Origin of the sequence: Pyramidobacter sp. YE332 (assembly GCF_033060595.1) — a bacterium.
Lineage (GTDB): Bacteria > Synergistota > Synergistia > Synergistales > Dethiosulfovibrionaceae > Pyramidobacter.
Genome location: NZ_CP133038.1, coordinates 2,040,717 through 2,053,529, shown reverse-complemented (window position 1 = coordinate 2,053,529; position 12,813 = coordinate 2,040,717). Strand labels below are relative to the sequence as shown.

General features: G+C 63.1%; 10 protein-coding genes and 1 tRNA gene. 8 read left to right on the top strand and 3 right to left on the bottom strand.

Going from position 1 to position 12,813, the window contains the following annotated elements:
* Positions 1-64: 64 nt before the first annotated feature.
* A complete protein-coding gene (locus RAH42_RS09705; protein ID WP_317539376.1) occupies positions 65-1,024 on the bottom strand; it encodes a LysR family transcriptional regulator in 960 nt (319 codons plus the stop codon).
* Positions 1,025-1,259: 235 nt separating this feature from the next.
* On the opposite strand from RAH42_RS09705, the gene RAH42_RS09700 reads away from it, so the two are divergent.
* Positions 1,260-3,737 carry a U32 family peptidase gene (locus tag RAH42_RS09700; RefSeq protein ID WP_317539375.1) on the top strand — a complete coding sequence of 826 codons (2,478 nt, stop codon included), beginning with the start codon at positions 1,260-1,262 and terminating at the stop codon, positions 3,735-3,737.
* Positions 3,738-3,795: 58 nt separating this feature from the next.
* Here the strand turns inward: RAH42_RS09700 and RAH42_RS09695 are convergent.
* Positions 3,796-3,882 (bottom strand) — tRNA-Leu (locus tag RAH42_RS09695).
* A 170-nt stretch (positions 3,883-4,052) separates the two neighbouring features.
* Between RAH42_RS09695 and RAH42_RS09690 the strand changes: the two genes are divergently transcribed.
* Entirely contained in the window at positions 4,053-4,403 is a 351-nt protein-coding gene (locus RAH42_RS09690) for a heat-shock protein Hsp90 (RefSeq protein WP_317539374.1), read from the top strand.
* A gap of 143 nt (positions 4,404-4,546) precedes the next feature.
* On the opposite strand, the gene cysS is transcribed toward RAH42_RS09690, so the two are convergent.
* On the bottom strand, positions 4,547-5,971 hold the full coding sequence (gene cysS / locus RAH42_RS09685) for a cysteine--tRNA ligase (protein ID WP_078017118.1): 1,425 nt from the start codon (positions 5,969-5,971) through the stop codon (positions 4,547-4,549).
* A gap of 258 nt (positions 5,972-6,229) precedes the next feature.
* Between cysS and RAH42_RS09680 the strand changes: the two genes are divergently transcribed.
* The 6 genes from RAH42_RS09680 (at position 6,230) to serS (ending at position 12,798) form a co-directional block, all read left to right on the top strand.
* Entirely contained in the window at positions 6,230-7,393 is a 1,164-nt protein-coding gene (locus RAH42_RS09680) for an ISAs1 family transposase (RefSeq protein WP_317539373.1), read from the top strand.
* Between the two features lie 71 nt (positions 7,394-7,464).
* Positions 7,465-9,180 (top strand): excinuclease ABC subunit UvrC, encoded by a 1,716-nt coding sequence (locus RAH42_RS09675; protein WP_317539372.1) that lies wholly within the window; start codon positions 7,465-7,467, stop codon positions 9,178-9,180.
* Positions 9,177-10,271: a bifunctional diaminohydroxyphosphoribosylaminopyrimidine deaminase/5-amino-6-(5-phosphoribosylamino)uracil reductase RibD gene (ribD, locus tag RAH42_RS09670; RefSeq protein ID WP_317539371.1), complete on the top strand. Its 1,095-nt coding sequence runs from the start codon at positions 9,177-9,179 to the stop codon at positions 10,269-10,271. The genes RAH42_RS09675 and ribD overlap by 4 nt, the downstream gene beginning before the upstream one ends.
* Positions 10,244-10,897, top strand: coding sequence for a riboflavin synthase (locus tag RAH42_RS09665; RefSeq protein WP_317539370.1), 654 nt, complete (start codon positions 10,244-10,246; stop codon positions 10,895-10,897). The genes ribD and RAH42_RS09665 overlap by 28 nt, the downstream gene beginning before the upstream one ends.
* A 104-nt stretch (positions 10,898-11,001) precedes the next feature.
* Complete coding sequence (gene ribE / locus RAH42_RS09660; RefSeq protein WP_317539369.1) at positions 11,002-11,478, top strand: 6,7-dimethyl-8-ribityllumazine synthase; 477 nt, start codon at positions 11,002-11,004, stop codon at positions 11,476-11,478.
* 33 nt (positions 11,479-11,511) lie between these two features.
* Positions 11,512-12,798, top strand: a complete 1,287-nt coding sequence (serS, locus tag RAH42_RS09655; protein WP_317539368.1) for a serine--tRNA ligase — start codon at positions 11,512-11,514, stop codon at positions 12,796-12,798.
* Positions 12,799-12,813: the final 15 nt, after the last annotated feature.

Below are 12,813 nucleotides of genomic sequence, written 5' to 3'. Positions count from 1 at the left end.
CGGCGGAAAAAATCCAATAGCCAGTCGCGCATGGGAGTGTGTTCGGAATGGAATAGCCTGATGTTTACCGGACTTCCGGGCAGCTCTTGAGATAGGCGACAAAGCTCTTCCGCCGTTCGCTGGCGAGGGCCCCGTCGTTGAAGATCACCCGGATCTGCCGCTGCGTGTCGGGATGGTCGAGGCGGTACAGGCAGAGATCCGGCGAAAAACCGGCGTAGCAGGGGATGGAGGCGCGGATGAACGCCACGCCAAGCCCCGCTTCGGCCAGACGGTACGCCGTGAGCAGCTGGTCCAGCTCCATCACGATCTGCGGCTCGAAGCCGGCATCGTGACAGATTTTCAGCCCGCGGGCGCGGATATCGTTGCCCGGCTTGAGGAACAGAAAGCGCTCGCCGGCGAAGGCCCCGATCGGCACGCAGGGAGCGTCCTCGTTGACCAGGCCGCCGCGGAGGTCGCTCTCGCCGAGGGCGAGATCCCGCAGCCGGGCGTTGATCGGAGTGGCGCGCGGCACCGCAAGGACGATCGACTCGCTTTTCAGGACGAAGGATTTCAGATCGGCCGGCATGTTTTCTTCGACCGTCAGGCCGAGGTCGAGCACGCCGGCGCGAAGCAGCTCGCGCAATTCGGCGTCGTTGGTCTCGATGAGCTTGGCGGAGAAGCCGGGATGTTCCATCTGAAACGACGCCACGAGCGGCGGCAGCACGTAGGTGCAGAAGAACGACGGCGCGCCGATGACGAGATCGGCCTTCTTTTGGCGGCGCAGGCTTTCGCAGTATTTCTCGAGCTCGCTCCGCACCTGTTCGAGGCGGCGGAAGTACTCGATGAAGCGCTGCCCTTCGGGGGTGATGCGGAGCGGCGAAGAGCCGCGGTCGAAGATGGCGGCGCCGAGATTTTTTTCCACCTTGCGCACGATCTTGCTGAGCGCCGGCTGGGAGATATAGTTTTTCTCCGCGGCGCGCGTGAAGCTCAATTCCTCGCCGACGGCGAGGATCATGGCGATTTCCCGAAACTCGACCGGTTCCATTCTCCGAGGCTCCTTCCTGTTTCGTGATCAGACTCAGTTTATCATGAAACGTCCGGCGCGGACGAAAAAGATTTCCGCGCGCCGCCGGCGCGAATTTACTTTCCATTGAAACGGAGTACAATTACAGAGACAGCGGCGTCATCCCGTCGGGACGGCGCCGCCGTCTGCCGAAGCGCGGGCGGAAAACGTCGGCCGTCCGCGAAGAACGTCGTGAAGAGAACTCTGCGAGGACATCATGAAAAAATCCCTTGAACTGCTGGCCCCCGCCGGAACGTGGCAGGCCCTCGAAGCGGCGGTGAACGCCGGGGCCGACGCCGTCTATCTGGGCGGCAAGGCCTTCGGCGCGCGCGCTTACGCCGACAATTTCGACCGCGACGAGCTGAGCCGCGCCGTATACTTTGCGCACATGCACGGCGTGCGCCTGTTCGTGACGGTGAACACGCTCGCGGAGGATCGGGAGATGCGCGAGCTGGCGGATTACCTGGCTTTTCTGAACAACGCCGGCGTGGACGCCGTCATCGTGCAGGACCTCGGCGTGCTGCGCCTGGCCCGCAAAATCGTTCCGGAACTGCCGCTGCACGCCAGCACCCAGATGACGATCACCAGTTCGGCCGGAGTGCGCTTCGCCGCGGCCTGCGGCATGGTCCGCGCCGTGCCGGCCCGCGAGCTTTCGCTCGCCGACCTCCGGGCCGCCGCGGCTGAAGGCCTCGAGATCGAAGCCTTCATCCACGGCGCGCTGTGCGTCTGCTATTCCGGCCAGTGCCTGATGAGCAGTCTGATCGGCGGACGCAGCGGCAACCGCGGCCGCTGCGCTCAGCCCTGCCGCATGCCGTATACGCTGACAGGCGGCAGCGGCGAAAATCTCCTGCGCGGTTCCGCCGGCGCGTATCTGCTCAGCCCCTGCGACCTGAACGCGCTCGACGTACTGCCGCAGATGATCGAGGCCGGCGTCTGTTCCTTCAAGATCGAGGGGCGCATGAAGCGCCCCGAGTACGTGGCCGTGGTCGTCGATGCGTACCGCCGCGCCATCGACGGCTGTCTGGCCGGGAACTGCCGCGTGCCGGAACGCGACCGCGCCGCCGTCGAACAGATCTTCAACCGCGGCTTTACGACGGCGTACCTGACGGGACGACCGGGACGGAAGATGATCAGCGATTCCCGCCCCGACAACCGCGGCGTGATCGTCGGCCGCGTCGAATCGCTGCGGCGCGGCCGCGCCGCGATCAGGCTGGAGAAGGAACTGCGCCGCGGCGACGGGCTCGAGTTCGCGGGCACAGGCGGAAGCGGCGCCGGCACGACCGCGGCTTCTCTGACCGTCGGCGGGCGCAAAGTCGAATCGGCGCCGGCCGGCGCTCTGGCCGAGATCGACGTTCCGCCCGGCGTGCGCCGGAACGCGCCCGTGTTCCGCACGCTGGACACAAAACTGATGGAGTACGCCGCCACGTTCTACGGCGAAAAGAACAAACGGCGCGTGCCCGTGAACGCCAGAGTTTCGGCGGCCGTCGGGCGTCCGCTGGAAGTCGGACTCAGCGACGGCGAAGGGCATACGGGAAAGGGACGTACTCGCTTCCTCGCCGAAGCGGCCCGCACGCGCCCTCTGGACGAAGCGTCGCTGCGCCGCCAGCTCGAACGCCTCGGCGCGACGGAATACGCGCTGGACAAACTGGAACTGGCTGTGGAAGGGGATCTGATGGTCCCTATCAGCGAGATCAACGAAGCCCGCCGCCAGGCCTGCGAAGCGCTGGACCGGGCGCGGCTCGACGATTTTCTGCCGCCGCGCCGCCCCGTGGAAAAATCGGCGGCGTCGGCGTTGCTCGAACGGGAAAACGCCGCTCTGAAAAAATTGGCCGCCGCTCGCCCCGCGGAGAAAACGCGGCTTTCCGTGTGGACCGACCGCCTCGACGGCGTGCGGGCGGCGCTCGACGGCGGCGCCGACTGGGTGATCTTCGGCGGCGACCGCTACTTCAATCAAGACGCGGGCTTCGCCGACTGCGCCGCCGCGGTCGGACTGGTTCACGCCGCCGGCCGCTGCGCCGCGCTCGGCACGCCGCGCATCGTTGCGGAACCGCAGCTGCGCCTTTTCAACGACTTTCTCCGTCGGGCGCAGGACAGCGGCGCCGACCAGCTCAACGTCCACAACCTCGGCCTCTGGCAGCTGGCGCGCGAAATGGAGTTGAAAATCCCTCTGTGGGCCGACATGAGCCTGAATATTTACAACAGCCAGAGCCTGCTCTTCTGGTACGAACGGGGAGCCGCCGGCGCCACGCCGTCGATCGAGCTGAACATGACCCAGCTCCGCCATCTGGCCGGCGTCAGCCCGCTGCCGCTGGAATGCCTCGTGCAGGGGCCGATCGAGATGATGGTGTCGGAGTACAACGTCGGCGACAGCTTCCTCGGCGGCAAGGGAAAAGACGCCGCCGGCCATCGCGGGGAAATCTATCTGCGCGACCGCACGCGCGCGGTGTTCCGTCTGGCGAGCGACCAGTTCGGCCGTATGCACGTGCTCAACTCGCAGGACCTCTGCGCCCTCGACCTCGCGCCGCGGCTTCGGGACTGCGGCGTCGCCCGCCTGCGCATCGACGCCCGAACCTATCGCCCCGACGAGATCCGCCGCCTGACCGATCTGTACCGCCAGGCCCTTTCCGGCACGCTCAGGAACCCGCAAAACCTCCCCAACACCACCCGCGGCCACTACAGCCGCGGCGTGATGTGAAGATGACAAAAAACGAAAGGACCGTCCGACACAAGCCGAACGGTCCTGTATTTTCAATTGGTGCCTAAGGAGGGACTCGAACCCTCACGTGGTCGCCCACGGGGGATTTTGAGTCCCCTGCGTCTACCGATTCCGCCACTCAGGCATGGACACGACGATGAACGGTAGAATGATAACACGGACAGTCCGCTTCCGCAAGTTGTATTTTTTGTAAGAATGTTCAGCGAAGTTTCTCGGGCTGGGAAATATCCCGAACGCATCGTGATATAATAAGAACGGCAATTGAAGTTCTCATAACGAAAGGATGGGATGAGAATGGACAACAATGCGATGATCGCCAAAGTGAAAGAAGTTGTTGCGGCCGGAAGCTGCTGCGCCGAAATGAAGGCCGCGGGGCAGGAATGGCTCGACGCGGTCGGCACGCCGAAGCAGAAGGAAGCGGCGGAAAAGCTCGTGCAGGAACTGGAAGAGGACGTGCAGAGCATCGACGCGACGATGGACTTCCTGAAAAGTCAGGCCGCCGTCGATCTTTTGGGCGCGGAAACGGTCGCCCGGATGACGGAGCAGGGCAAGAAGGTCAAAGCGTCCGGCGGCAAATATTGCTTCTGTCCGGCCTGCCAGGGCGGCGTGGAAATCCTTGCCCGCAAAGAAGAGCTTTTTTCGTAGGAGCCGTCCCCAAAGGCGGCAGTCGCGTTGAAGCGGAATCTGCCGTGAAATATTTACCGACTGCGAGTGTTCCACGGCGAACATTCTGAATGGAAAAGTCCCGATGATCATGTGACCATCGGGACTTTTCGTTATCGAACGGGCTAGATTTTTTTCTTCCACTTGGTGCCCTGCGGCGTGTCTTCGAGGATGACGCCCTGGGCGGCCAGCTCGTCGCGGATGGCGTCGGAACGTTTGAAATCCTTGGCCTTTCTGGCGGCGTTGCGCTCGGCGATCAGCGCCTCGATCCGGGCGGCTTCGCCGCCGCTTTCTTCCTTCTTTTCCTGCTCGATGCCGATGATGCCCATGACGCCGTCGATGTCGCCGAAGAACTTTTCGGCGGCCGCCACGGCGGCGGGGTCGAGCTTTTCGTTGCCTTTCAGGTATTTGTTGACCTCGGTGACGGCCTCGAAGATCACGCCGATGGCGGCGGCGGTGTTGAAATCGTCGTCCATGGCGGCGATGAAGTCCTCGCGGAATGTATCCAGCGCGGCCGTAAGCGCGGCGCCGGCGGCGGATGTTTCGCCGAGGCGGCCGCCCTTGGCGAACTGTAGGTCGCTCCAGCAGTTGCGCAGGCGTTCTACGGCCGCGGCGGCCTGTTCGAGGCCTTCGGGGGCGAAGTTGATGGGCGAGCGGTAGTGGGCGCCGAGCATGAACATGCGGATGGCCAGCGGCGGGAACTTCTGACGCGCGGCGCGGGCGGTGAGGAAGTTGCCCAGCGACTTGGACATCTTTTCGGCGTTGATGAGGATGTATTCGTTGTGCAGCCAGTATTTGACGAACGGTTTGCCCGTGGCGGCCTCGCTCTGGGCGATCTCGTTCTCGTGGTGAGGGAAGACCAGGTCGATGCCGCCGGTGTGAATGTCGACGGTGTCGCCGAGCAGATCGGTGGACATGGCGCTGCACTCGATGTGCCAGCCCGGGCGGCCGAGGCCCCAGGGGCTTTCCCAGGCGGGTTCGCCGGGCTTCTGCGGCTTCCAGAGCACGAAATCGAGCGGGCTGCGCTTGACGTCGTCCACTTCGATGCGCGCGCCCGACTGCAGGTCGTCGAGGTTCTGATGGCTGAGCTTGCCGTAGGCGGGGAAGCTTTTCACGTCGAAATACACGGTGCCGTCGACGACGTAGGCGTGGCCGTTGTCGATGACGCGCTGGATCAGTTTGATGATCTTGGGGATGTACTCGGTGGCGCGGGGGTAGAAGGAGGCGCGTTTGATGCCGAGCGCGTCGGCGTCTTCGTAATAATCGGTGATAGTCTTTTCGGCCAGCTGTTGTACGGTGACGCCGTCGCGGTTGGCGCGGGCGATCATCTTGTCGTCGATGTCGGTGAAGTTCTGCACGAAGGTGACTTCGTAGCCGCGGAACTCGAGATAACGGCGCAGCACGTCGAAGACGATGAAGGGGCGCGCGTTGCCGATGTGGAAATAGTCGTATACGGTGGGGCCGCAGCTGTAAAAAGTGACCTTTCCTTCGCGCAGCGGGACAAAAGGCTCCTTTTTACGCGTCAGATCGTTATAAAGCGCAAGTGCCATAAACAGTTCCTCCGTTCTGGTGTAAAATTATACCGATCCAGTCGCTCTATTATAGCCGAGAAAACGAGAAAAGGAACTCCGAAAAACGTCCATGCAGGGCAATCGCTTACGAAAACCCACTCGAGAAAATTGCCATTAAGCTCACGAGAAGAAGAAAGCCGCAACGCAGAAAAGTAAGTTCATCCCAAGAAAGCCTCCCTGCGGTAGAATACAAAGAAACACCGAAAACGCCCCAAAACACCGACAGGAGGCACGAAAATGAACCAGACATTTCTGGAACTGCTGGCAGAAATTGAAGATTTCCGCACAGGCAACGCGATCCACTATCGGCTCCAGGATATCCTTCTGGTCAGCGTGCTGGCCGTGATCTGCAACATGGATACCTATACGGAAATGGCCATGTTTGCCGATCATCAGAAGAAATATCTGGCGCCGTTCTGCGACTTCCGCCACGGCACCCCTTCTCACGATACCTTTGGCAAGGTGTTGAGCCGCCTCGATCCCCGCGTGTTGTCCGAACGCTTCAACGCCTGGATGAGCGAGCTGTACGTCCACCTGGGCAAGTTGGCGGAGTCAAGAGGCATGACCGTCGCCATCGACGGCAAGACCATATGCCGCAGCGGCAGTTCCGAACGGAAAGCCAGTCACGTGCTCACCGCTTTTGCCAGTCGGGCGCAGCTGGTCCTCGGTCAGATCAAGACCGACGAGAAGAGCAACGAGATCACGGCCATCCCCGAACTGCTGGATCTCTTTCAGGTCAAAGACACCGTCGTCACCATCGACGCCATGGGGACGCAGAAGGACATCGCCGCCAAGATCATCGAAAAGGGCGGAGATTACGTCCTCGCCGTCAAAGGCAATCAGAAGAAACTGCACGACGACATCATCTGGCACCTGCGCAGCGAAGCGCAGGACACAAGCACAAGAGAACTCAAAGCCAAAGGACAGTATGCCAGCACCCTGGAGAAGGATCATGGGCGCATCGAGAGAAGAGAATGTTACCTTTCCAACGACCTGAGCTGGTTCGAAGGACTTGAAGACTGGCGAGGCATCACGGGCGTCGCCTGGATCCACAACACCCGGAACGTCGATAACAAGACCAGCACTGAAGACCATTACTTCATCTACAGCCTGAAAGGAGCCCGGGCGCAAGACCTTCTGCGCATCAAGAGAGAGCACTGGGCGATCGAGAACAACTTACACTGGATGCTAGACATGGCCTTCAGGGAGGATGACTGCCGTGCGAGAGCGAAGAACGCGGCGGAAGTGATGAACATTCTGCGAAAACTCGCTTTGCAGATGCTGAAGACCTGTGAAACATGCAAATGCGGGATGAGGAGCAAGCGCAAGCTCTGCGGGCTTGGCATCCCTACGGCTCTGCAGGTCCTGGGGCTCGTCCCTACGGGGGTTCTTATTCCGTAAGCGATTGCCCTGACGTCCATGGAATTCAGGGTTTCAAATCGAAGAATCATGACGAAGGGGGGGCGCGGCGAATGGATGAACGGGAACGCATGGGGAGGATCCGCGCCATTCTCAGGACTCTGCCGCTCAAGCCCGGCGTCTATCTGATGCACGACGAAACGGGCAGGGTGATCTACGTCGGCAAGGCGAAAAAGCTGAAGCGCCGCGTCTCGTCCTATTTCAACCATCGGGATTTCGCCATCCCGCGCCTGCGCAAGCTGGTGCAGACGGTGCAGGACATCAGCTTCATCCGCACGGAAACGGAGTCGGAGGCGTTTATCGTCGAGAGCCGCCTGATCAAGGTGATCCAGCCGTTCTTCAACGTGGAACTGAAAATGGGCTCGCGCTATCCGTTCATCGTCGTCACGGCCGAAAGGTTTCCGCGCGTGCTGGTCACCCACACGCGCCCGAAGGCGGGGCGCGTTTTCGGGCCCTACACCAGCGCCGGAGCGATGCGCAGCATGCTGAACCTGATCAAGAATTTTTTCCCGGCGCGGAACTGCTCGATGAATCTGGAAAAGGAAAAGCTGGCGCGCCCGTGTATAATGTACGATATCGGCAAGTGCCTCGGCCCCTGCGCGGGCAAGTGCACGGAAAAAGAGTACAACGAAACCGTCGACGACATCCTCATGCTGCTGAACGGGCAGACCGCCGATCTGGTGTCGCGCCTGCGGACGCGCATGGAGCGTCTGGCGAAGGAGATGCGCTTCGAAGAGGCGGCCAAGGCGCGCGACACGATCCGCGACCTGTGGAAGTTCTCGCGCCAGAAGCTCTCGGTGACGCTCACCGACGATCTCGACGAGGACACGTGGGCCGCGATGACGCGACTGCGCGACCTCTGCGGCCTGCCCGTGGTGCCGTGGCGCATCGACGGGTTCGACATCTCCCATTCGGCGGGACGCGAGACGTACGGCGTGGCCGTGGTCTTCGAGCAGGGTTATCCCAATCAGTCGCTGTACCGCCGTTACGCCATCAAGTCGGTGGACGGCATCGACGATTTCCGCTCCATGCGCGAGACGGTGCTGCGGCGTTACCGCGGCATGATCGAAAGCCAGCTGCCGCTGCCGCAGCTGATCCTCATCGACGGCGGCCCCGAGCAGCTGGCCTTCGCCCGTCAGGCGCTGGCCGAGGTGCCCGTGGCGATCCGCACGATCGCGCTGGCCAAACGCGACGAACTGATCTTCACCGAGCCGGACAAGCCGCCGCTGCGGCTCGACTGGAACGATCCGGCGCTGCGTCTTCTGCAGCGCGTGCGCGACGAGTCGCACCGCTTCGCCATCACCACGCACCGCCGCAAGCGCGTTTCGCGCCTCAGCCGTTCGGCGCTGGAGGACGTCCCCGGCATCGGCAAGCACAAGGCGGCGCTGCTGCTGTCGACGTTCGGCAGCGTACAGCGTATCGCTTCGCTCTCCGCGGAAGAACTGCAAAAAGCGCCCGGCATCGGCCCCGTTCAGGCCGCGAAGATCCTCGATTTCCTGACCGAGGCCCCCGCGCCGGAAGCGCCGGCGCCCAAAAGGACGGTGGAGCTGGTGCGCGTGGAGCGCCCGATCGGGATCCCAGTGCCGGAGACGGCAAAATATCGTTGGGACAAGACCATCGACGTGCCTTACCGCGAAGCGCTGCCCGAGCGGCGCGATGTGCCGGAAGCTGCCGGCGCGCTGTCGGCGGCCGGTGAGGAAACGGAAGACGGCGGCATCGTGCGCCGGACGTACAATCCCAAACGAAAGCGAGGCATCCATCGCGCATGAGACAGCAATGGACCGACGAACATCACATGCGCCAGGCCCTCGATCTGGCGCTGCGCGGCCTGGGAAAAACCACGCCCAACCCCATGGTCGGCTGCGTGATCGTCAAAGACGGCGCGGTAGTCGGCCGCGGCTGGCACGACCATCTCGGCGGGCTTCACGCCGAGGCGGCGGCCCTGCGCGACGCCGGAGACAAGGCGCGCGGCGCCACCGCCTATGTGACGCTGGAGCCGTGCAGCCATCAGGGCCGTCAGCCGCCCTGCGCTCCGGCGCTGGTGAGGGCCGGTATCGCACGTTGCGTGTGCGCTGTTGGCGACCCCAACCCGAAAGTCGACGGCCGCGGCCTGAAAATTTTGAGCGACGCCGGCGTCGAAACCGTCTGCGGCGTGCTCCAAAAAGAAGCGGCCTGGTTGAACCGCGGCTTTTTGTCTTTGCAGACGCGCCGCCGTCCCTGGGTGACGCTCAAAGCGGCGCTGTCGTTGGACGGGAACATGGCCCTTTCCGACGGGACCAGCCAGTGGATCACCGGCGAAGCGGCGCGCGCCGAAAGTCACCGCCTGCGCGGCGAGAACGACGCGGTCCTGATCGGCTCGGGAACGTTGAAGCGCGACGATCCGTCGCTGACCGTCCGCGCCGTGGAAGGTCCGTCGCCGCGGCCCGTGATCCTCTGTTCCGATCCCGCCGTCTTGGAGGGGAACTACAACGCCCTGCGCCGCGACGCGATCGTTTTCGTTCCCGAAGGAACGGCGATTCCGCCCGAACGGAGCGGACACGTTTACGCCGTTTCGTCGTCCGCGGCTCGCCCCGACCTGAAAGCCGCGCTGGAAAAACTGGCGGAGCTGGGGCTTGCCCGCGTGCTGGTGGAAGCGGGACCGACCATCTGCTCGGCCTTCATCGCCGCCGGGCTGGCCGACGAATATCAGCTTTTCGTGGCCCCCGTGTTCATGGGCGAGGGACGGAAAATCACGGCTTCTATTCGGCTGCGGCGCATGGACGACGCTATCCCCGTGACGCTGCGCGGCGTCCGCACCGCGGGGCGCGACCTGTGGATCGAAGGGGGAAATCCATGTTCACTGGACTGGTTGAAGCAGTAGGGACGATCGTTTCCGTCTCCCGCCGCGGGGACGTGACCGTTTTCCGCGTCGGCTCTCCGTTCGCCGGCGAACTGAAACGCGGCGAATCGGTGGCCGTCAGCGGCGTCTGCACGACCGTGACCGAGTGCGACGGCGTTTCGTTCGCCGTGGAACTGACCGGCGAAACCATAAGCGTGTCGCGATTTTCTTTCGTCACCGCGGGCGAGCGCGTCAACCTCGAACGGGCGCTGCCGGCCGACGGACGTCTGGACGGCCATTTCGTGGCCGGGCATGTGGACGGCACCGCTCTGGTCATGTCGCTGCGCCGCGGCCGCCACGCGGCCGAGCTGTGGCTGAACCTGCCCCCGGAGCTGACGCGCTACGTCGTGCGCAAGGGCTCGCTCTGCGTCGACGGCGTCAGTCTGACCGTCGCGGCGGTGGAGGGCAACGCCTGTTCCGCGGCCGTGATCCCCGAGACGCTGGCGCGCACGACTCTCGGAACTCTGGCGGCCGGCAAGAGGGTGAACGTCGAGACCGACCTGATCGCCCGCTACGTGGAGAAACTGATGGGGCTGGAAGCGCCGCGCGGCTCTTCCGAAGCGTCGGGAACCCTGACGCGGGAAAAACTGGCGCAGATGGGCTGGTAATTTCACGGCGGAATTTTCGCTTTCCGGCTTGGATTGTGCCTGAAATGATGTAAAATCGACAGAACGGCTTTCGTTTTCTATAAAAGTTTTCAGGAGGAATGTCCATGAAAGTAGTTCAAGGGAATTTAGTCGCTCAGGGCGAGCTCTACGCCATCGTCGTCTCGCGCTTCAACGAGCTGATCTGCGGCAAGCTGGTGGAGGGAGCCAAGGACGCGCTCGTGCGCCACGGCGTGAAGATGAACGAGTTCGACGTTTACTGGGTGCCCGGGGCCTGGGAGCTGCCGCTGACCGTGAAGGAGCTGGCCCTTTCCGGCCGTTACGACGCCGTGATCGCGCTCGGCGCGGTGATCCGCGGCGACACGCCTCACTTCGAGTACGTCTCCGCCGAGATGTCAAAGGGGCTGGCCGCGATCGGGCTGGATCAGCGCGTGCCCGTCGCCTTTGGCGTGCTGACCACCGAGAATCTGGAGCAGGCCCTGCTCCGCGCCGGCAGCAAGGCCGGCAACAAGGGGGCCGAAGCCGCTCTGGCCGCGCTGGAAATGACGTCGCTGCTGAGACAGATCCGCGAAAACAAAGAATAGATTTCTTCCGACTGAGAAAGGAGTACCCCCGTCATGCTTGACATCCGTACGATTCGAGAAGAGACCGAGGCCGTCAAGGCCTATCTGAAAGCGAGAAACAACGACTTCGACGTCGACAAAGTACTGGCGCTCGACGACGAACGCAAGAAACTGCTGGCGTCCGTCGAAGAAGTCAAGGCCCGGCGCAACGCCGGCTCCAAGGAAGTCGGCAGGATCAAGGCGGCCGGCGGCGACGCTGCCGCCGTCATGGAAGAGATGAAAAAACTGGGCGAGCAGGTCAAGGCCGACGACGCCCGCGTGGCTGAGATTGACGAAGAACTCCGCCAGCTCATGTTGCAGATCCCCAACCGTCCCGACGCCTCCGTGCCCGTCGGCAAGGACGAGACCGAAAACGTGGAAGTGCGCCGCTGGGGCACGCCGCGTCAGTTCGATTTCGAGCCCAAAGCGCATTGGGACGTGGCTGAAGCCTGCGGACTGCTCGATTTCGAGCGTGGACCCCGCATGGCCCAGAGCCGCTTCACCGTCTTCAAGGGACTGGGAGCGCGCCTCGAGCGCGCCATCATGAACTACATGCTCGACCTGCACGTCATGAAGCACGGCTATACCGAGTTCAACGTCCCCGTCATGGTCAACTCCGAGTCGATGCTCGGCACCGGGCAGCTGCCCAAGTTCGCCGAGGATCTCTACAAGGTGGACAAGGACGATCTGTGGATGATCCCCACCGCCGAAGTGCCGCTGACCAACATGCATCACGGCGAGATGCTCGGCGAAAGCGAACTGCCCAAATATTACACGGCCTACACGCCCTGCTTCCGCCGCGAATCCGGCAGCTACGGGCGCGACGTGCGCGGCATCATGCGCCTGCATCAGTTCGACAAGGTCGAGATGGTGAAGATCTGCACGCCCGAGAGCAGCTGGGACGAACTCGAAAAGCTCACCGCCAACGCCGAAGACGTTCTGCAGGGGCTCGGCCTGCCCTATCGCGTCATCGTGCTCTGCACCGGCGACATGGGCTTCGGTTCCGCCAAGACCTACGACGTGGAAGTCTGGCTGCCCAGCCAGAACTGCTACCGCGAGATCAGCTCGTGCAGCAACTGCGTCGACTTCCAGGCCCGCCGCATGAACACCCGCTACCGTCCCGCCGACGGCGGCAAGCCCCGCTACGTGCACACGCTGAACGGTTCCGGCCTGGCGATCGGGCGCACGCTCATCGCCGTGCTGGAAAACTGCCAGAACGCCGACGGCTCCATCGACCTGCCCGACGCGCTGGTCCCCTACATGGGCGGCGTCAAGCACATCGATCCGCTCGGTAAAAAGTAAACGCTCGTCCGCCAC